Origin of the sequence: Roseibium sp. Sym1 (assembly GCF_027359675.1) — a bacterium.
Classification (GTDB): domain Bacteria; phylum Pseudomonadota; class Alphaproteobacteria; order Rhizobiales; family Stappiaceae; genus Roseibium.
In genome coordinates this window covers 5,571,537-5,591,725 of record NZ_CP114786.1, presented here as the reverse complement: position 1 = coordinate 5,591,725, position 20,189 = coordinate 5,571,537, and the positions used below count along the sequence as shown (strand labels likewise).

Here is a 20,189-nt window from a genome sequence, read left to right as displayed (position 1 = left end):
TTGCGCTCAAGTGGCATCATCCCAGGGAACCTCTTCGGACGACGTGTCGACCTCGGCCTTTTCGGCCTTTTTTGCGGTCGTCTTCTTGGAGGCCGTTTTCTTCGTCGCCGGCTTGTCTTCGCCGTTGGCCTTTTTGGCAGCGGTCTTCTTGGCGGCGGGTTTCTTCGCGGCGGCCTTCTTCTTGGTGCCGCCCTTGGCGGCCTTGGCAGCGATCAGCTCCAGCGCCTGTTCCAGCGTGACCGCCGTCGGATCGCTGTCCTTGGGCAGGGTCGCATTGATCTTGCCGTGCTTGACATATGGCCCGTAGCGTCCGTCATAGACGTTGACCGGCCCGCCTTCATCCGGATGCTCGCCCAGTTCCTTCAGCGGCGTCGCCGCGGCACCGCGGCGGCCTCCACCCTTGGCGCGTTTCTCGGCCAGGGCATCGACGGCACGGTTGATGCCGACGGAGAAGACCTCGTCCGGCGTGGACAGGTTGGCGTAGGTTCCCTCGTGCAGCACGAACGGACCGTAGCGGCCGATGCCGGCGGTGATCATCTTGCCGTCTTCGGGATGCGGTCCGACCTCGCGTGGCAGTGACAGCAGTTGCAGCGCCTTTTCCAGGTCCATGTCGGCCGCGGACCAGCCCTTGGGAAGCGAGGACCGCTTCGGCTTGGCCTCGTTGCCGAGTTGCACATAGGGACCGAACCGGCCGGTGCGCAGGGATACTTCCAGACCGCTTTCCGGGTCGGTGCCGAACACCTTCGGACCCTCGTCGGCATCGCCGTTCTCGCCGTTCGGCTTGCCCAGCTGGCGGGTGTAGCCGCATTCGGGGTAGTTGGAGCAGCCGATGAAGGCGCCCCAGCGGCTGACCTTCAGGGACAGCTGGCCGCTGTCGCAGGTCGGGCACTTGCGCGGATCGGAGCCGTCTTCCTTGGCCGGGAAGATATGCGGACCGAGCAGCTCGTTGAGGGCATCGATGACCTGGGCGACGCGCAAGTCCTTGATCTCGTCGACAGCGCCGGAAAAGCCGGTCCAGAAGTCGCGCAGCACATCCTGCCAGGACAGCTCGCCCGCGGAGATCTTGTCGAGCTGCTCTTCCAGGCTCGCGGTGAAATCGAACTCGATATAGCGCTGGAAGAAGCTCTCCAGGAAGGCTGTGACGATGCGGCCCTTGTCCATCGGCACCAGCTGCTTCTTGTCAAGCTCGACATAGTCGCGGTCACGCAGCGTCTGCAGCGTGGAGGCATAGGTGGACGGCCGTCCGATGCCGAGCTCCTCCATCTTCTTCACCAGGCTCGCCTCGGTGTAACGCGGCGGCGGTGTGGTGAAATGCTGCGAGGCTTCGATCGCGTCCGACTTGCCGTCGACCGAGGCGGCCGTTAGCGCGGCGCCTTCGTCGACGGCGGGCAGGCGCTTGGAATTCTCGTCCTCGTCGTCATCGCGGCTTTCCTGGTAGAGCGCCAGGAAACCGTCGAAACGCACGACGGAGCCGGTGGCACGCAGGTTGGCACGCTTGCCCGAGCCATCGGCCAGGATCTCGATGGTGGTGCGTTCCAGAACGGCCGATTCCATCTGCGAGGCCATCGTCCGTTTCCAGATCAGCTCGTAAAGCTTGGCCTGGTCCTGGTCGAGGAATGGGGCAACGTCCTTGGGGCGGCGGGACAGATCGGTCGGCCGGATGGCCTCGTGGGCTTCCTGTGCGTTTTTCGCCTTGGAGGAATAGGCCCGCGGCTTTTCGGGGACATACTTGTCACCGAAATCCTTGCCGATCACCGAGCGGGCGGCGGCAATGGCTTCACCGGCAATCTGCACGCCGTCGGTACGCATGTAGGTGATGAGGCCGGAGGTTTCCCCGCCAATGGAAATGCCTTCGTAGAGCTTCTGCGCAACCTGCATGGTGCGTGATGCGGCAAAACCGAGTTTGCGGGAGGCTTCCTGCTGCAGCGTCGAGGTGGTGAAGGGCGCGGCCGGATTGCGCTTCGCCGGTTTGGAGGCGACGCTGTCGACCTTGAAGCTGGCGCTTTCCAGCATGGTGCGGATGGTGGTGGCATCCGCCTCGTTGGTAATGTCGAGGCGGCCGATCTTCCTGCCGTCGAAGCCGGTCAGCCCCGCCTGGAACATGTCGCCGGCAGGTGTCTTCATGTTGGCGAAGATCGACCAGTATTCCTGCGGGTTGAAGACCTCGATCTCCATTTCCCGGTCGCAGATGAGCCGAAGGGCCACGGATTGCACACGGCCGGCGGAGCGGGCGCCGGGCAGCTTGCGCCACAGGACCGGCGACAGCGTGAAGCCGACCAGGTAGTCGAGCGCGCGTCGCGCAAGGTAGGCGTCGACCAGCGGCGTGTCGAGCTGGCGCGGATTGTCCATCGCCTCCAGGATCGCCTTCTTGGTGATGGCGTTGAACACGACCCGCTCGACATGCTTGTCCTTAAGGACGCGCTTCTTCTGCAAAACTTCCAGAACGTGCCAGGAAATCGCTTCGCCTTCGCGGTCGGGGTCGGTCGCGAGAATGAGGCGGTCGGCTTCCTTGACCGCGTTCGCGATCTCCGTGAGGCGTTTCTGGGATTTCGAATCCACCTGCCAGCTCATGGCGAAGTTGTCGTCCGGCTGCACCGAGCCGTCCTTGGGCGGCAGGTCGCGCACGTGACCGTAGGAGGCCAGGACCGTGTAGTCGGAGCCTAGATATTTGTTGATCGTCTTGGCTTTCGCCGGCGATTCCACAATGACGACGTTCATTCTTACCCAAAATATTTTTGCCGGAAACGGAGTCCCCGTCCGGTGGAGAAGGTGATCTTGCAACTGATCTGATGGCGCAGACGATCAAGGATCACGCGCCGCGTGTCAAATGGACCTTTGAGGCAGCGGGGTCAAGCCATCCGCTCCAGATACGGGTTATCCACTGAGATTCAAGATAATTCGAAGCCTCACATCAATGCGGAGATTTTGTTGCCGCGATGCCGTTCCACACGCCCCGCCAGCTCGAGCTCCAGGAGGATTATGTGGATGGAGCGGGCGTCGCCGTCGGCAAATCGGATCAGTTCGTCAAGGTCCACCGGCGCCGGTCCGAGGGCGCCGAGAACACGTTCCCGCAGCCTTGTGTCCGGATCCGTCGGTCCCCGGGGCGTGTTGATCTCAGGCTCGCGGAACAATTTCGGAGCGAAGGGCAGCGCGGGTTCGAGGCGGCCGGACAGGCTTTCCAGAATATCCGCCGTCGACGTGACCAGCGTTGCGCCCTGGCGGATCAGCCTGTTGGCGCCCTCGGACCGCGGGTCGAGCGGAGACCCCGGCACGGCGAAGATTTCCCGGTTCTGCTCCAGCGCATAACGCGCGGTGTGCAAGGAGCCGGAGGCTTTTGCGGCCTCTATCACGACAACGCCGACAGACAATCCTGAAATCAGGCGGTTGCGGCGTGGAAAGTCGCGACCGCGCGGCTTCCAGCCGAAGGGCATTTCGCTGATTGCGGCCCCGCCCGCATCGAGAAGGGCGGCGAGCAGCCGATCGTTCTCGGGTGGATAGAGAACATTGATGCCGCCGGCAAAAACGGCAACCGTGCCTGTGTTCAGTGCTGCCTCATGGGCGGCGGTATCGATGCCGCGGGCGAGGCCGGACACCACCGCGAAACCTTCCCCACCCAGTCCGTGCGCAAACTGTCCCGCGAGCTTGCGGCCCGACAGGGAGGCGTTGCGGGCACCGACAACGGCAATCATGCGCTCCCGGGTGATGGCATCGCCGCCCACAACCGACAGGAGAGGCGGTGGACCGTCTATGTGCCTGAGGTGCGGTGGATAGTCGTCGTCACCGAGCGCCACCAGCCGAGCCCCGACGCGCTCATGGGCGCTCAGTTCGGCTTCGGCGTCTTCGAGCGGGCAGAGCCTGTAGCTCCTGCGTCCGCCGCGGCGCGAAAGTTCAGGCAAACGCTCAAGCGCCTCCTGCGCGGTGCCGCAATGGTCCAGCAGGTCTGTGAAGGTGACGGGTCCAATGTTTTCGGAGCGTATTAGCCGGAGCCAAGCAATCCGGTCTGCCTCGGAGAGGCGTCTGGTTTTATCGTCCGCGGGGCCGCTCACGCGCCTCCGTCACCGGACACGGAGGCGTCCGGTGCGGGTTTTGACTTTGAACCGATCCTGCTTTCCTGTCCGCGCAGCAGGCGGCTGATATTCTCGTGATGCTTGGCCCATGCCAGAACGGTCAGGAGCACGAACATCTCGGCCATCTGGACCTGATGAAAAACAAGCCACAGCAGCACCGGTGTCAGCAGCGTCATTGTCAGGGCGGACAGGGAGGAATAGCGAAACACGACGGCCATGGCGATCCAGATCGCGGCCGCCAGCAGGAACATCGGCCAGAAGATCCCGAGCAGGATGCCGAGATAGGTTGCAACTCCCTTGCCGCCCCTGAATTTCAGCCAGACCGGAAAGAGATGACCGAGAAATGCGCCCAGGCCCGCGATCAACGCCATTTCCTGACCATAGAAATGGTTGATGGCGAGTACGGCGGCCGTGCCCTTCAAGCCGTCCCCGAGCAGGGTTGCCAGGGCGACGGCCTTGTTGCCCGTGCGCAGCACGTTGGTAGTGCCGATGTTGCCGGAGCCGATCTTGCGGATATCGCCGAGACCGGCCATGCGGGTGAAGATCAGCCCGAACGGAATCGAGCCGAGCAGGTAGCCGAAGGCGAGGGCGGCGACATAATAGGGCCAGGCGAATTCCCAGCTGATCGGATCAGGCACGCAGGTTTCCCCCAGTGGCGCGTTTCTTGTTGGCGCGCGCGGTGCGCACGGCCTTTGTTTCATCGCACTGTAACGGCATGGATTGCCGGATCAAGTCCGGCATTGGGCACCAAACGAGTTTGTTCCAGGCGACGGCGGGTCAGGCGTGAGAGTAGACCGTTTTTCCGGCCACCACGGTGCGCAGTACACGGCCCGAGAAACGGGCATCTTCGAAGGGCGAGTTCTTGGACCGCGAGCGGATCGCGCTTTTCTCCAGGACCCAGGGGCGGTCGGGGTCGAACACCGTGACATCCGCCGGGGCGCCCTTGGCGAGCCGTCCGGTTTCGAGGCCGAGCCGGTCCGCCGGACGGCTGGTCATCGTGGCCAACAGGGTGACGAGGTCGACCTGTTCGGAGTGATACAGACGAAGCGCGGCGGCGAGCAGGGTTTCCAGGCCGATGGCGCCGTCCTCGGCCTCGGCCCAGGGATGGCGCTTGGTCTCGACATCCTGCGGGTCGTGGTTGGAGCAGATGATGTCGATGGTGCCGTCCGCAACGGCGGCGATCATCGCCTGGCGGTCGTCTTCGTCGCGTAAGGGAGGCGACATCTTGAAGAAGGTTCGGTAGGCACCGATGTCGTTTTCGTTGTGGGTCAGGTGGTTGATCGAGATGCCCGCGGTGATGTCGAGGCCACGGGCCTTGCCGGTGCGGATGACGTCGGCACTGTCGGCGGTCGTGATCAGGTTCGCGTGATACTTTGCCCTGGACATGCCGACCAGGCGCAGATCCCGTTCCAGCATGATGATTTCCGCTTCGCGCGGCACGCCGGACAGGCCCTTCCAGCTCGCGTTCAAGCCGGAATTCATGACACCGCCCGCCAGATCCGGATCTTCCGTGTGGTGGATCACGAGCGCGCCGAAGTCGCGGGCATAGGTCATCATGCGCCGCATCACCTGGGCGTTCTTGACCGACTTGTGCCCGTTGGTGAAGGCAACGGCGCCGGCCTCCTGAAGCAGACCGATTTCGGTCATCTCGTTACCCTGGAGACCTTTCGTCAGGGCCGCCAGCGGCAACACGTTGACGCTGGCCGTGTCGCGGGCGCGGCGCAGGATGAAGTCGACCAGGGCCGGATCGTCGATTATGGGATCGGTGTCCGGCATGGTGCAGATCGTGGTGACGCCGCCGGCGGCTGCGGCGTTGGACGCGCTGGCCAGGGTCTCACGGTGCTCCGCGCCCGGTTCACCCACCGAAACACAGAAGTCAACCAGGCCAGGGCAGGCAATCGCCCCCTTGCAATCTACGATTTCCGCGCCGTAGGGCGTACCCTGGTTGGCGGCTTCCGGACCGGCCGCGAGGATCGTGCCGTCGGCGATGATGACCGAGCCGGGCGCGTCGAGTTCCCGTGCCGGGTCGATCACCCTGGCATTGGAAAGAACCAGAGGTTTGGGTGTGTCGAGAGCCACTTTGTCGTTCCTCTGGTCGTCAGTTGTTCGGCAGGTTGGCAGCCAGCGCCTCGAGCACGGCCATGCGCACGGCGACGCCCATCTCTACCTGTTCGCGGATCAGGCTCTGGGCTCCATCGGCGATCGAGGCGTCGATCTCGACGCCGCGGTTCATCGGTCCGGGGTGCATCACCAGGGCATCTTCGCTGGCATAGGAGAGCTTCTCCGCGTCGAGGCCGAAATAGCGGTAATACTCGCGCACGGACGGCACGAAGGCACCGTTCATGCGTTCGCGCTGCAGGCGCAGCATCATGACGATGTCAGCTCCGGCGAGCCCCTCTTTCATACTGGTGAAAACCTCGGCGCCCATCTGGGCGATGCCGGAAGGCAGCAGGGTGGAGGGCGCGATCACGCGCACCCGGGCACCAAGCGCGTTCAGCAGGATGATGTTAGAGCGCGCAACCCGGGAATGGGCGATGTCGCCGCAGATCGCTACGGTCAGACGGGCGATCTTGCCTTTGTGGCGGCGGATGGTCAGGGCATCAAGCAGGGCCTGGGTCGGGTGCTCATGCGGCCCGTCACCGGCATTGACCACCGAGCAGCTGACCTTGCGGGCGAGAAGATGGACCGCGCCGGCGGCGTGATGGCGAACCACGAGCAGGTCGGGATGCATGGCGTTCAGCGTCGCGGCCGTGTCGATCAGGGTTTCGCCCTTTTTGACCGACGACTGGGACACGGCCATGTTCATGACGTCCGCGCCGAGCCGTTTGCCGGCCAGCTCGAACGAACTTTGCGTCCGGGTCGAGTTCTCGAAGAACAGGTTGATCTGGGTGCGCCCGGCAAGAACATGCTTGCGCTTGTGGATCTGGCGGGAAACCTCGACGGCTTCCTCGGCACGGTCCAGCAGGCCCAGAATTTCGTGGGGGTGAAGGCCCTCAATGCCCAAAAGGTGACGATGGGGATAGGGGCTGTCTCGATGGGTATCTGTCACGGTCATCGAGATCATCCCTATAAGGGGCTTTTGGGAACTGCACAAGCGGTGAAATCGGCTCATGCCCGCTGTCCACATGTCGGCTAAATATTTGAACGGCTGGACAAAATATGCGCGGGCAAGCCGGTAATGCAGGCAGGCCGGAAAGTCAGGTGAACAGGAGCAGGGCAAGCGGGATGGTCACGGTCGCCGCCAGCGTCTGCAACGTGATGATTTCCGCCATGAGTTTGGCATCGCCGCCCATTTGCCGCGCCAGGATGAAGGAGTTGCTGGCACAGGGCACCGAACTCGCAATGATGACCACGGCGAGCGCCGGTCCGCTGACGCCGAAGGCACTGGCGAAGGCAAAGGCGAAGAGCGGCATGCACAGGGGCCGCAGGAACGTGCCTATGGTCAAGGCCGGGCCGGGACGGCGCAGCGAGCCGAGATCAAGCCCGGCGCCGACGCAGATAATGCCGATGGGCAGGGCCGCGCGGGCAAATATTTCCAGCGTCTCGTCGATCATCGACGGCAGGGCGAGGCCGCCGACATTCATGATGACACCCGCGCCAATCGAGAGAATGAAGGGGTTTGTGTAGAGATCGCGGGCGATCCTGGCGGCGCTCGGCGTGGTGCCACTGGCATAGCGCGACAGCACCACGATACTGGCAACATTCAGCACCGGGATCATGAACACCATGGCGACGGCGAGCATGGCCAGGCCGATGTCTCCGGCCACATTGTCGGCTATCGCCAGGGCGATCATGGCGTTCCAGCGCAGGGTGCCCTGGAAGATGGACGTGAACCTGGCCGGTCCAATGCCCCAGATCCGCTCGATGGCGGTTCTCGCAAGCAGCAGGAGAAGCGCCATGGCAAAGATCGAGGCCAGCAGGCTGCCGCCCATGTTGAGGGTCGGGAAACTGTTGAAATCCGCTTGTGAGATCGTCCGGAACAGCACGGCGGGGAAGAGGGCGTAATAGGCCAGCCGTTCGACACCGCGCCATTGTTCTCCCGTGATCAGGCCGGTGCGCGCGATCAGATAGCCGGAGGCAATCACCAGGATCACCGGCACGAGGGCGGACAGCGTGGTTAGCATTGTTCAGGACTTTCAACTGCGAACCGAAGGTCGCGGCCCGGTGTCATTGCCGAAGCCGGACGGTGAGGCGGGAGCTTACTCTAATCCCATGAACCCGAGTCGGTCCAGAAAGCCCTGCAGGATGAAGGCGGCGGCCATCTTGTCGACGGCTTCGGCGCGTTTGGCCCGGCTGGAATCGGCTTCCAGCAGCGTGCGCGTGACGGCGGCCGTCGAGAGCCGCTCGTCCCAATAGGTGATCGGCAGCTCCGTCTTCTGGGAAAGGTTGCGGACAAAGGCGCGGGTCGCCTGGACCCGCGGGCCTTCGCTGCCATCCATGTTGAGCGGCAGACCGAGCACGATGCCGCCGACCTGTTGCCTCGCGCAGATTTCCAGCAGCTTTTCCGCGTCCAGCGTGAATTTCTTGCGCTTGATCGTTTCCATGGGAGAAGCGATGCCCCTGCCGAGATCGGAGAGCGCGAGGCCGATGGTCTTGGTGCCGAGATCGAGCCCGATCAGCCGGGTGTTGGCCGGCACGGTGGCCATGAAGTCTTCAAGGGGGAGCGCGGGGTCGTTTGCCATGGCGTGGCTTTATCAGGCCCTTGGCAATTGTTCCAGAAGATTGCGCCGGACCGGCAGACAGAAGTCTATCAGACACCAATTGCGAGTTGGAGCGCGTGTAAGTTGATTGACGCAATCACTTGTTGAGCCTGGGAAGAGGCTGCTAAGTTCGGCATCAATCCAACGAAGTCCTGGAGACATCGATGAAACTGACCTGGTACGGACATTCCGCCTTCAAGATCGAAATCGATGGCGCGTCGATCCTGATCGATCCGTTTCTCACCGGCAATCCTTCTTTTCCGGACGATCTGACGGTGGATCGGGTCGCCGACGGCGTGACGCATGTCGTTCTTACCCATGGACATGACGATCACATCGGGGATGCCGTCGAGATCCTGAAAAAGACCGGCGCGCAGCTGACCTCCAATTTCGAGATCTGCATGTGGGCCACCCGGCAGGGGATTGAAAACATCAATCCGATGAATTCGGGCGGCATGGTCAATACCGGGCCGTTCAAGGTCGCCTTCACGATGGCGGTCCATTCGTCCTCCAAGCAGACCGACGGCGAAGCGATTTATCTCGGCAATCCCCATGGCGTCATCATCGAGGTGCCGGGTCAGAAGGTGCTCTATCACATGGGCGACACGGATATTTTCTCCGACATGGCCCTGATCAACGAGATCTATCGGCCGCAGGTCGGCATCGTGCCGATCGGCGATCGTTTCACCATGGGCGGCAAGGTGGCCGCCCTGGCTTGCCGGAAGTTTTTCCATTTCCACACGATCGTGCCGTGCCATTATGGCTCTTTCCCGATCATCGACCCGACCTCGGACGCATTTCTGGAGGCGCTCGGGCCCGATAGCGGCAAGGTGCCGGCATTGAAGCCCGGTGGGACTGTCACGGTCTGACAAGTCTGGCTCTGTCGGGGGCAGATGCTGGAAGGCGATAAAAGTTGGAGTTTCGGATTGGTTTTGCAAAGCCGCAGCCCGGGGGCATTTCAATTGAGCTGATTGAGCCTCGCGTTGGCCGGCCTCATTTTCAGGAGGGTTGAAATGCCGACGGTAAAAGACGTTACGTTTGACTTGCTGCGGGACCTGGGCCTGACGACCATCGTCGGCAATCCCGGATCCACCGAAGAAACCTTTCTGAAGAATTTCCCGGACGATTTTCGCTATGTGCTTTCCTTGCAGGAAGCAAGTGTGGTCGGCATTGCAGATGGCATGGCCCAGGGGTTGCGCAAGCCGGTCATCGTCAACGTGCATACCGGTGCCGGTCTCGGCAATGCGATGGGCTGTATCCTGACGGCCTATCAGAACAAGACACCGCTCATCCTGACCGCCGGCCAGCAGACCCGGAACATGTTGCTGCTCGAGCCGCTTCTGACCAACATCAACGCGACGCTGATGCCGCAGCCCTGGGTGAAGTGGAGCTATGAACCGTCCCGGGCCCAGGATGTGCCTGCGGCTTTCATGCGGGCCTATGCTGCAGCCGTTCAGCAGCCCTGTGGCCCGGTGTTCCTGTCCCTGCCTCTGGATGACTGGGATCAGGAAATGGAAGGGCCTGCCGTGGCAAGGACAGTGGCCTTGCGCTCCGCCGCGGACCCGGCCCGGATCAGGGAATTCGCCGAGCGAATTTCCGCATCCACCAATCCCGTTCTTGTTTACGGCTCCGACATCGCGCGGGCGCAGGCCTGGGAGGAGGGCATCGCGTTTGCGGAAGCCCTGTCGGCACCGGTCCTGACCGCTCCGTTTGCGGAGCGGACACCCTTCCCGGAAAGTCACAGGCTGCATGCCGGAACGCTGCCCTCGGCCATCGGTCCGATCTGCAAGCGCCTGGAGGGGCACGATCTCGTCGTGACCGTGGGAGCCCCGGTCTTCCGCTATTATCCCTACGTACCCGGGGATTACCTGCCGGCGGGAACAGGGCTGCTACAGGTGACGGATGATCCGGACATGGCGGCGAAGGCTCCGGTCGGAGACAGTCTCGTCTCCGATGCCAGGCTGTTCTTCGAGGCGATCCTGCCGTTGTTGGACAAACGGCCGCACAAGGCCAATCCCTACACCAAGGAGCCGGCGCCGGTACCGGACCTCTCGGTGCTGCCGCTTACACCGGATGCGGTCTACAGCCTTGTCAGGGACGCGCTTCCGCAAGACTTCGTGCTGGTCGAGGAATCGCCGTCCAACGTGATCGAGCTGGAACGCCAGATCCCGATCAACACGCCCGATACGTTCTACACCTTTGCGTCCGGAGGGCTTGGCTGGGACATGCCGGCAGCGGTCGGTCTCGCCCTTGCCGAGGCGGATAGCGGCCGAAACCGTCCGGTTGTCGCCGTGATCGGCGACGGGTCTTTCCAATATTCGGTCCAGAGCATCTACACCGGTGTTCAGGAAGAGGCACATGTTGTCTTCGTCGCCATGCGCAACAGCGAATATGCGATCCTGAAGGAGTTCGCGATCCTCGAGGAAACGCCGAATGTGCCCGGGCTGGATCTGCCCGGTCTTGATATCGAGGCCCTCGGGCGTGGTTATGGGGCCAAAACGGCGAAGGCGAAGACAGCCGAGGAGCTGACCGGAGCGCTCAAGGAGGCTCTTGCCCACAAGGGAACCTCCGTGATCGAGGTCGAAATATCCCCGAAACTGCGTTCTCTTCTTGGATAAGGCTTTCAAGTCATTGTGAAAATGTTGTTGCGATCCGAAGGGTCGTGCACAATGCCGGCACAATTTGATGTCACGACAACGCCGGAGCACTTGGTGCCATCGGTTCAAACAGCCTATCGGGAACATAATATGACGCGGGCCAAATTTGCATTCATGCTGGTTGTTGGCGGGGTCTTGCTGGCGCCCCCCGTCTTCTCGGCGGATAAATCCATCACCCCCGACGGCAAGCCGGCACCGTCCCAGCCTCATGCCAAGCCGGGCTCCAAGGCGGCTCAGGAAGAGGCAGCCGCGGCAAAGACGCCCTACGAGAAAGTGCGTGAAGTGTTTGCCGGCGACCTCACGGTTGCCGATGAAAAGGTGTCTTTCCCGCAGAACAATGCTTCGGTACATGCCATCGAGATCACCATGGAGCCGGGTGAGGTGACCGGTTGGCATCAACACCATGCGCCGCTCTTTGCCTATATCCTGGAAGGTGAAATCACGGTCACCTACGAGGAGATCGGCAAGAAGGTGTACAGCGCGGGCGACGGACTTCTGGAAGCCATGGACGTGACCCATCGCGGCGAAAATACCGGTGATGCGCCGGCGAAAATCCTGGCAGTTTTCCTCCTTGGCGACGACGGCAAGGCGACGGTCGCCGAGGATGCGCCCGGAACCGACAAGAAGAAGGTCGAATAGCGGCAGGCTGCCGCCGGCAAATCGGGTCTGCCGGCGGAGCCACAGCGGGCCGGGTGTCTGGGTCAGCCGGCCACGCCACAGTCCAGGACGATCAGACGGTGTAATAGGGCGATGCCATTTGCCGGCTCGCTTCTTCGGTTATCGAGGCATCGAAGACACGCGTATAGAGTGCCGTGTTGAATTTGGCGGCAACGGCCGGAAAGGCGTTGACGGCAAAATCCAGGGCGTTTTCGACGGTGTCGAAAGCGTCGAAACCACCGAGCGTGTTGGTTTCGACACCGCTCAGCCAGATCTTGTTCAGCAGCCCCTTTGTCTGTTTCAGGGCTGCGTTTCGCTGCTCCCATGCAAAATCGCCGAACGGGACCGAAACCTGGAGCTCGGTATAGACGAATGCACCGGGTTTCTTCCGGGATGCGGTTCCGTAGTGCACCGAGCCGAGGTCCTCGCTGGCCGCTCTGACAATCCCGGCATCGAAGACCCGGGTGTTGTGCGCGACACCGAATGCACGCGGCTCCGTCGGAAAATATCCGGTCACGAACCGGCGGGCATTTTCCAGGCTGTCAAAGGAATAGAACCCGCCGACCGACTGTGTCGAATGTCCCTGAAGCCAGGTTTTGTTCAGGAAGCCGGGTTGTTCCTTGATGGCCTCGTTGATCTTGGCCCAGGGGGCCTGATCGAACGGAACCGATATTGCAACTTCCGTATAGACGAATGCTCCTGGTGTCATCTGGATTGTCTCCTTTGCGTTCAAGACGGTTGGCGCCGACAGGACGCCGGCCGCGCTCACGGCCAGAAAGCGGCGCCTGTCCAGCCCTTCCTTTTCGCCGTTTGCTGTCGGGTTGACTTCATCCTTCATTGCTTTCTCCTTTTAACTTGCAAAATGCAAGCTGACTCGATATGCGGTATCAACTTGCAAAAAGCAAGTCAATTAATTAGATTTGTGCCATGACCACGAAAAAACAGAAATACGATTCAGGCTGTCCCGTTGCCTTCGCCCTTGATGCGTTCGGAGACCAGTGGTCCCTGCTGATCATCAGGGACATGGCGGTCAGGGGAGCACGCACCTATGGCGAATTGCTGAAGGGATGGGAGGGAATTTCAACCAACATTCTTGCACAGCGCCTGAAGCACCTTGAAGAAAAGGGCCTGGTCACGAAACGGAAGGACCCTGAGAATTGGCGCAGTTTCGTCTATGAGCTGACGCAGAAGGGCAGGGACCTCGGTCCGGTTCTGGCTGAAATCATGCTGTGGAGCGGCAAGTACAACACTGCCCCGCACGCCATGACCGGAACCGTGGAGAAAGTCCGTTCCGACAGGACCGGGTTCGAAGCAAGAATCCGGTCCGGCGAATTGCCATAGGGCACATGCCTTGGGCGGGTGTCCCTTCGGTTCGCGGAGCGATATTTACACCAGGAATGGACGGGTTCCTCTTGGGGATGGAGTTTTCCCGGGATCGGGCCCGACGCTGGAAGAGCATGTTGTCGTCGTCTCAGCAACTGACTGAGCTGACGACCCTTTTGCTGCCCGGAACCGCGTTCAAACCGTTCAGAGCCTGCTGAGCAGCGCCGGCGTCGGCCAGGCATCCGCCGGCATGCCGAGTTTCTGCTGGACCTGCTGAACCGCATTGCGGGTTCCCGACCCGAGAATGCCGTCGATCTTGCCGACGTCGTAGCCCATGTTGGCGAGCTTCGACTGCAACTGTTTCATCTGGGCGTCGCTCAGACCCGGCTCCGGATTGCCCTGGGTGTAGACGGGGGCGCCTGCCAGCCGCGTAGCGAAATAGGCGGCCGTTGTCGTGTAGACGAAGGACTGGTTCCATTCCAGGTAGATGTTGTAGTTGGGATAGGCCAGGAAAGCGGGGCCCTTGCGGCCCTGCGGCAACAGCAGCGAAGCGGGCAGACTGGAGGAGATCTGGCCCCAGCGTGGCTGGACACCAAGCGCGGCCCATTGGCTTCCGGTCTTGGTCTTGCCGAGGCCTGTTTCCGCCCAATCGAGGTTCTGAGGGACGGCAACCTCCTGCAGCCAGGGTTCGCCGCGTCGCCAGCCCAGATGCTGGATGAACGCGCCAGCGGTCATGATCGCGTCTTCCGCGCTCTTTTTCAGCGTGACATGCCCGTCGCCATTGCCGTCCTTGCCGAACTTGATGATGTCTTCGGGCAGCATCTGCACCATGCCGATTTCGCCTGCCCAGGCGCCCGTGGTGTTGCGCGGATCCAGGTCACCGTGCTGAACCATCTCGATCGCCGCGATCAGCTGCGGCCGGAACAGGTGCGGCCGGCGGCAGTCATGCGCCAGTGTTGCCAGCGCGTTGACCGTGTTGAAGTCTCCCTGGACAGCCCCGAAATCGGTCTCCAGCGCCCAGAATGCGGTGATGACCGGGGCCGGTACCCCGTACTCGGCTTCTTCACGTTGAAACACGCCGGCATATTTCTTCATGTTCGCCGCGCCGTTTTTTATCCGGTAGCCGGAGATGACACGTTTGGAAAAATCCAGGAACGTCATCTTGAAGACGCCCTGGGCCCGGTCGCGCGAAAGCACCTTGCGGTCGATCTGTGCGCCGGCCAGCGTCCTGTCCGCGGCCTGCGCCGAAAGCCCCTTGCTGACGGCTTCCTGTTTGACACCCGCCAGAAATTGCCGGAAATCGCCACCGCATTGCTGGGCCAGGGCCGGAACCGCCGATATCAGGAAACCGGTCAGGGCAGCTGCTGCAAATGTCTTTGTGGAGCGATGGCGCGTCATGAAAAATCCCGTCGTTCTAGGTGCCGAAGGCAGGTCGGAGCGTTCAAAAAAAATCGGGCATAGTTGACTGTGCTTCGCGCGCAAGGTCAACCGCTCGCAGGGACCATCTCCGGGTCTTCCACGGCCGCATTACGTCGGGACAGGCTGTTAGCGACAGCCGTTGAACCCCGATCCGGCAATGATGCCGCCATCGGGAGTGCGCTTGAGCGGGGCGTTGACACTGGCCGAGGAACGGCAGTCCGGATCGGAGGGAGCCAGGGTCGGAGCGGTGTAGTAGGGGGCGTTCACACCTGAAGTCTGCTGCTGGCACATCTGATAGGCGGTGTCGTAAAGCGCCTGCCAGCCGCCGGGCATCGACCCGAGATTGTCCAGCACACCGAGGGCGCCGCCGACGCGTGCACCGCGGTAGGCGCCGGAAGGGCCTTCCCAGGCGCCGCCGGCAACCGCGCCCGCCATGCCACCGGACACCGCGTCGCCGACCGGGTCGCCGCTGCCCATGTGTGCATTGGCGTAGTCGGTCGCATAGACCACGCAATCGGTACCGTCGGCCTGCGCTGACGGCGGCATCATGCAGGTCGCGAGGGCGAGGGCGGTAAAGGCGCTGGCTGAAGTCATGCGGGTCATGATCCGTCTCCTTGAGGCCGGAACTTGAAAAGCGATGGGTCACCTGCCGTGTGTTGAACGGCAGGTGACACGGACTTTCCGCAGTCTAGCGCAGCGCGCTTAACAAGGATCTACCGGGAACGTTCAAGATATTTCTGTCCCACGAACCCCTTCCGGCCCTCGTGAACAACGCCGCACCACCACGTGCCGCAGCTGTCAAAGCTGACTTCGGTGCCGGCCGGAATGGTTCCGAGCACTTCCGCGTTCTTGTCCTCGGTTCTGCGGAAGTTGACGGCAGCTGTTGTCCGTCCCGTGTTCGGATAGGCCTCCGATGAAGCAGGGGTGCCGGGGAGACCGGCTGCTTCCGACGCGTTGTGAAGAGGGGGCACAGGCTGCTCTTCCGCGGTCTGCAGGGTCGTGGTCGCCACCGCGGCGGACCCGGGCCGGTTCGAGGCGGCGGCCGCGCTGGCCGCAATGGCGAGGGCTGCGCGGTCGCTCGTGACGCGCTGGCTGCCCCGGGGCGTGTGCGGCGAGGCCGTGCGCGATGGATCGGCTGCCGGCGTTGTCAGCCGGGCCTGCACCTTGCCATCCTGGTCCCGCGCCGGAGGGGTGCTCAAGGGCAGGGTTGGATCGGTGTTGAGGTCCGCAGAGCGGCCGCTCTCTTGAAACGCATTGCGGATGCGGTCCTTCGCCCTGGCGATCTGTTCCGCTGTCGGGGTGCCGGAATCCAAGGTTCCTGCCGCTTTCTGCCCGGAGGGTGTACTCCCGGCGATCAGGCTTTCAATGGTCGGTTCCGCCGCAATCCGTTCCGTCGGGACCGTCCGTTCACCGTCACCGATTGGAGCGCCGGGGCTGTAAAACGCCGCAAGACCGCCTGCCGACAGGACCAGGAGGGTGCCGACCAGCAGGATCTTGAATCCCGGGTGTTTTCGCAGGCCGCCGAACACGGGTCGCCCTGTCACGGGTTGCGGCACTGGATCGGGACGAAGGCTCGAAGCGGTGATCTTCTTTTCAGGTCGTTTGAGCACACCTGGCATCTCGAAAGCAGGATCATCGCTCACGCCTTTCAGTTTTGGCGGGCGGCAGGCAGCTTGTTCGGGCGAACTCGACGCCGCGTGCATTTCCAGAATTTTGGCCGCCAGCGTATCTGAGGTGGCCACAGGTCCGTCCACCTTGGCGGCTTGGGAGCCCTGGATGTTCGGGACGAGCTTCAGATCGGTCTTTTTGATTTTCTTGGGTGCATTGTCCGAATGGATGCCTGCAAAATCTTCGCAAGCAGCGGCAGGCGCAGAGACGAAATACATGTGGCCCTCCTGAGTTTTGCGGATCGGGTATGCGCGGAGCGATTGCCGGTTCGGGACGGAAGGTATTAACCTTTGTCAATGCGTCGCCACACGGGCAGGATTGCGGCGGCTCTGGGGAATTTTTCGATAAATGTGACGAGGCTGTGTTTTCGGGGGCGCAAACAGTCCGCTGTTTGCAAATGCCTAACCAGTCTTTGCCAAACTTGACATGAAGCAGCCCGCAATCCGGTCATGGATCGGGCATGCCGCGTCGTCCGGCGGCTCCTTAGGACCCAGAAGCAGACAGGCAAATGATCATGAAACGCTGGCTTTCGCATCTCGTCATACAGGCAGGAAGACGGGTGGCAAAACAGGCGGCAGGCCTCTTGGCCGGTCTTGCAATGGTGTGTCAGGCGGCCAGCGCGCAGGACATTCCGGAACTGAAGATCGGGCTGATGGCAACCCTGTCCGGCCCTGCCGCGATCTATGGCAAACACATGCGTGACGGGTTCATGCTTGCGGTGAAGCAGTCCAACGGAGCGCTCGGCGGCTTGCCGACCAATGTCCTGGAAGTCGACGACAAGCTTGATCCGGACTACGCGCTCCAGCAGGCGACAAAGCTGATCGAGGAAAACGGTGTCGACATCATCGTCGGCGTGAATTTTTCCAAAATCATGCTCGCGGTGCACGACCCGATCGTCCGTTCAAAGACGCTGTTCATCGGAACCCATTCCGGTCCGGCACCGATCGCGGGGCGCAACTGCAGCCGGTATTTCTTTTCCACCGCCCAGCAGGACGATCAGGTCCACGAGACCATGGGACGCTACGCCAGCCTCAAGGGGTACCGGCAGGTCGTGACCATTGCGCCGGACTACGAAGCGGCCCGAGACGCGGTTGCCGCCTTCCGGCGGCATTTCAAGGGACAGATCGCGCGCGAACTGTTTCCCAAACTCGGCCAGACCGAATTTTCGGACGAATTCGCACAGATCGAGGAAATCGAACCGGATGCCATCTATGCCTTCATGCCCGGTGGGATGGGCGTCGAACTGGTCAAGCAGTTCCACACGTCGGGCCTCAAGGGCCTTGTCCCGTTTCTATCATCCAACACGGTGAATGCCTTGTCGCTGCCGTACACATCCGAGATGGCGGAAGGTCTTTTTTCAGCGGCCCACTGGGCGCCCAATCTGGACAATCCGGCGAACAAGCGGTTCGTGAGGGAATTCGGGCGCGCCTACAATTACGAACCATCGACCTATGCCGCCCAGGGCTACGACGCAGCCAGGCTGATCCATTTCGCGCTGGAGCTGACCGGCGGCGTCAAGGACCAGGAGGCCATGCTGTCGGCGATAAGCGCGGCACCCTTTGAGAGCGTGCGCGGAGATTTCCGGTTCAATTCCAACCAGTTTCCCATTCAGGACTTCTACCTCGTCGAGGCGGTGCGACGCACCAGCCGGCTTTACGAGATGGAGGCCGTTGCCCGCGTGTTCGACGATGTCGGCGATGCCTATTCGGGGTCCTGCCGGATGTAGTCCCGCGACCCGGTCACAGGGTTTTTGAAACGTCCGGTCCAAAAACTGTTCCAGGTGCTCTTGCATTCTGGACTGCGTGGTCCATATCAGGAGCATGACCGCAACAGGCAACCATATTGCAGGCGTGGACAAACGCAGTGCCGGCCCGGGCCGGCCGCGCAGCTTCGATGAAGGGGCGGCGCTGGACGCGGCCATGCGGGTGTTCTGGGAGCAGGGCTTCGAAGCCACGTCCCTGGAGGACCTGACCAAGGCGATGGGCCTGAGCAAATCGAGCTTCTATGCCGCTTTCGGGTGCAAGCAGACCCTGTTTCTGCGGGCGGTGGATCACTATTCGCGCCGGGCCATCCGTACCTTGAAGGAGGTGGCGGAGACCGCGGAAGGCGATGCGATGGATGCCATGATGCAGGCCCTGGCCAATCCCGATGGCGGGTCCAAGGGCTGCCTGCTGATCAACTGCATCACCGAACTTGCGCCGCACGACGAGAAGGTCGCCGAAATCGGCCGCCGCCATATAGAGAACATCGAGGAGATCTTCGCCAAAACCCTGGATCCCGGCAGCCCGGACGCGGCACGGGACAAGGCGAGCGCCTATTATTCGCTCGCCATCGGTACCCTGGCGCTCCGCAAGGCCGGTATTCCGCCGGAACGGATTGCCAGAACGCTTCAACAAGCCAGATCGGTGCTCTCAACCTAGGAACAACCATCGGGCCAACTGCTCCTGCCTGCGCCAGCAGTCACGCGCATAATTATGGACTAAACAGTCCAGAAATACCGTTTGTGAAGACAGTCTATAGGAGACCAAGCATGTCGAGTGAAAAGCTGTTTACCCCTGCCAAGGCCGGTGCCATCGAACTGTCGAACCGGATCGTCATGGCGCCTTTGACCCGGAACCGGGCGCGCGCCGAAGACGACGCACCCCATGAGCTCACCGTGAAATACTATGACCAGCGCGCCGGGGCGGGTCTCATCATCACGGAAGCCTCGCAGGTGTCGCCTCAGGGCAAGGGGTATGCCTGGACGCCGGGCATCTATTCGGATGCACAAGTGGAGGGCTGGAAGAAGGTGACCGACGCCGTGCATGCCAAGGGCGGCAAGATCGTCATTCAGCTCTGGCATGTCGGGCGGATTTCCCACCCGGTGTTGCAGCCGGGTGGCGCGGACCCGGTCGCCCCGTCCGCCATCGCGGCCCGATCCAAGACATTCGACGGCACGCAGTTCGTGGACACGCCGCTGCCGCGCGCACTCGACGCAGCTGAAATACCGGGCATTGTCGAGGATTATCGCAAGGCCGCCGAAAACGCCGAGAAGGCCGGCTTCGACGGCGTCGAGATCCATGCCGCCAACGGGTATCTGATCGATCAGTTCCTGCGTGACGGGTCCAACAAGCGCGACGATGCCTATGGCGGTTCGCTCGAGAACCGGAGCCGGTTCCTGAAGGAGGTGCTCGACGCCGTGGTCGGTGTCCTGGGGGGCGACCGGGTCGGCATTCGCCTCAGCCCGTTCTCGAACGCAAACGACATTGCCGACAGCAATCCGCAGGCGACCTTCTCGCACGCGATCAAGCTGATCAACGGCTATGGCCTTGCCTATCTGCATCTGGTCGAAGGCCAGACGGGCGGCCCGCGCGACATTCCCGATGGCAGTGATCTCGCGGCGCTCTATGCGCTGTTCGACGGAGCCCGTATGGGCAATAACGGGTACGACCGCGCGTCCGCAATCGAAGCGGTGGACAGTGGTGCCGTTGACCTTGTCGCGTTCGGCCGGCCGTTCATTTCCAATCCGGATCTGGTCGAGCGATTGAAGCAGGACGCGCCGCTGAATGCGCTTGATCCCGACACGCTCTACGGCGGCGGCGAAAAAGGCTACACGGACTACCCGGCGCTGGCGGAGACAGCCGTCGCCGCCGAATAGCCGGCCCCGGTTTCGGGCTGCCCGACATCCACCCCCTTCCTGGGCAGTCCGAAGGACAGCC

18 protein-coding genes are annotated in these 20,189 nt (G+C 62.2%); 7 read left to right on the top strand and 11 right to left on the bottom strand.

What is annotated here, in order from left to right:
- Nucleotides 1–6 precede the first annotated feature (6 nt).
- From topA to ruvX, 7 genes are all read right to left on the bottom strand, one after another.
- Nucleotides 7–2,718: a type I DNA topoisomerase gene (topA, locus tag O6760_RS25910; protein ID WP_269582540.1), complete on the bottom strand. Its 2,712-nt coding sequence runs from the start codon at nt 2,716–2,718 to the stop codon at nt 7–9.
- 188 nt (nt 2,719–2,906) lie between these two features.
- A complete protein-coding gene (dprA, locus tag O6760_RS25905; protein WP_269582539.1) occupies nt 2,907–4,046 on the bottom strand; it encodes a DNA-processing protein DprA in 1,140 nt (379 codons plus the stop codon).
- Entirely contained in the window at nt 4,043–4,705 is a 663-nt protein-coding gene (gene plsY / locus O6760_RS25900; RefSeq protein WP_269582538.1) for a glycerol-3-phosphate 1-O-acyltransferase PlsY, read from the bottom strand. The genes dprA and plsY overlap by 4 nt, the downstream gene beginning before the upstream one ends.
- A gap of 139 nt (nt 4,706–4,844) precedes the next feature.
- A complete protein-coding gene (locus O6760_RS25895; RefSeq protein ID WP_269582537.1) occupies nt 4,845–6,146 on the bottom strand; it encodes a dihydroorotase in 1,302 nt (433 codons plus the stop codon).
- A gap of 19 nt (nt 6,147–6,165) precedes the next feature.
- Nucleotides 6,166–7,122: an aspartate carbamoyltransferase catalytic subunit gene (locus tag O6760_RS25890; RefSeq protein WP_442969832.1), complete on the bottom strand. Its 957-nt coding sequence runs from the start codon at nt 7,120–7,122 to the stop codon at nt 6,166–6,168.
- Nucleotides 7,123–7,264: 142 nt separating this feature from the next.
- Nucleotides 7,265–8,191: an AEC family transporter gene (locus O6760_RS25885; RefSeq protein WP_269582535.1), complete on the bottom strand. Its 927-nt coding sequence runs from the start codon at nt 8,189–8,191 to the stop codon at nt 7,265–7,267.
- A 75-nt stretch (nt 8,192–8,266) separates the two neighbouring features.
- Nucleotides 8,267–8,749, bottom strand: a complete 483-nt coding sequence (gene ruvX / locus O6760_RS25880) for a Holliday junction resolvase RuvX (protein WP_269582534.1) — start codon at nt 8,747–8,749, stop codon at nt 8,267–8,269.
- Nucleotides 8,750–8,931: 182 nt separating this feature from the next.
- On the opposite strand from ruvX, the gene O6760_RS25875 reads away from it, so the two are divergent.
- The 3 genes from O6760_RS25875 (at nt 8,932) to O6760_RS25865 (ending at nt 12,063) form a co-directional block, all read left to right on the top strand.
- The gene (locus O6760_RS25875; RefSeq protein ID WP_269582533.1) at nt 8,932–9,636 is read left to right on the top strand and encodes a metal-dependent hydrolase; all 705 of its coding nucleotides are present in this window, start codon (nt 8,932–8,934) and stop codon (nt 9,634–9,636) included.
- 144 nt (nt 9,637–9,780) lie between these two features.
- Nucleotides 9,781–11,385: a benzoylformate decarboxylase gene (gene mdlC, locus O6760_RS25870; RefSeq protein ID WP_269582532.1), complete on the top strand. Its 1,605-nt coding sequence runs from the start codon at nt 9,781–9,783 to the stop codon at nt 11,383–11,385.
- 129 nt (nt 11,386–11,514) lie between these two features.
- Nucleotides 11,515–12,063, top strand: coding sequence for a cupin domain-containing protein (locus tag O6760_RS25865; protein ID WP_269582531.1), 549 nt, complete (start codon nt 11,515–11,517; stop codon nt 12,061–12,063).
- A 91-nt stretch (nt 12,064–12,154) separates the two neighbouring features.
- Here O6760_RS25865 and O6760_RS25860 read toward each other — a convergent pair whose 3' ends face one another.
- Nucleotides 12,155–12,919, bottom strand: coding sequence for a YdhR family protein (locus O6760_RS25860; protein WP_269582530.1), 765 nt, complete (start codon nt 12,917–12,919; stop codon nt 12,155–12,157).
- A gap of 89 nt (nt 12,920–13,008) precedes the next feature.
- On the opposite strand from O6760_RS25860, the gene O6760_RS25855 reads away from it, so the two are divergent.
- Nucleotides 13,009–13,422: a winged helix-turn-helix transcriptional regulator gene (locus O6760_RS25855; RefSeq protein ID WP_269582529.1), complete on the top strand. Its 414-nt coding sequence runs from the start codon at nt 13,009–13,011 to the stop codon at nt 13,420–13,422.
- A gap of 186 nt (nt 13,423–13,608) precedes the next feature.
- Here O6760_RS25855 and O6760_RS25850 read toward each other — a convergent pair whose 3' ends face one another.
- The 3 genes from O6760_RS25850 to O6760_RS25840 all read right to left on the bottom strand — a co-directional run bounded on the left by O6760_RS25850 (nt 13,609) and on the right by O6760_RS25840 (nt 16,709).
- On the bottom strand, nt 13,609–14,802 hold the full coding sequence (locus tag O6760_RS25850; RefSeq protein ID WP_269582528.1) for a lytic murein transglycosylase: 1,194 nt from the start codon (nt 14,800–14,802) through the stop codon (nt 13,609–13,611).
- A gap of 147 nt (nt 14,803–14,949) precedes the next feature.
- Entirely contained in the window at nt 14,950–15,426 is a 477-nt protein-coding gene (locus O6760_RS25845) for a hypothetical protein (protein WP_269582527.1), read from the bottom strand.
- A gap of 110 nt (nt 15,427–15,536) precedes the next feature.
- Nucleotides 15,537–16,709, bottom strand: coding sequence for an SH3 domain-containing protein (locus tag O6760_RS25840; RefSeq protein ID WP_269582526.1), 1,173 nt, complete (start codon nt 16,707–16,709; stop codon nt 15,537–15,539).
- A gap of 296 nt (nt 16,710–17,005) precedes the next feature.
- Between O6760_RS25840 and O6760_RS25835 the strand changes: the two genes are divergently transcribed.
- The 3 genes from O6760_RS25835 to O6760_RS25825 all read left to right on the top strand — a co-directional run bounded on the left by O6760_RS25835 (nt 17,006) and on the right by O6760_RS25825 (nt 20,128).
- Nucleotides 17,006–18,217 carry an ABC transporter substrate-binding protein gene (locus O6760_RS25835; RefSeq protein ID WP_269582525.1) on the top strand — a complete coding sequence of 404 codons (1,212 nt, stop codon included), beginning with the start codon at nt 17,006–17,008 and terminating at the stop codon, nt 18,215–18,217.
- A gap of 94 nt (nt 18,218–18,311) precedes the next feature.
- A complete protein-coding gene (locus tag O6760_RS25830; protein ID WP_269582524.1) occupies nt 18,312–18,911 on the top strand; it encodes a TetR/AcrR family transcriptional regulator in 600 nt (199 codons plus the stop codon).
- A gap of 110 nt (nt 18,912–19,021) precedes the next feature.
- The gene (locus O6760_RS25825; RefSeq protein WP_269582523.1) at nt 19,022–20,128 is read left to right on the top strand and encodes an alkene reductase; all 1,107 of its coding nucleotides are present in this window, start codon (nt 19,022–19,024) and stop codon (nt 20,126–20,128) included.
- Nucleotides 20,129–20,189: the final 61 nt, after the last annotated feature.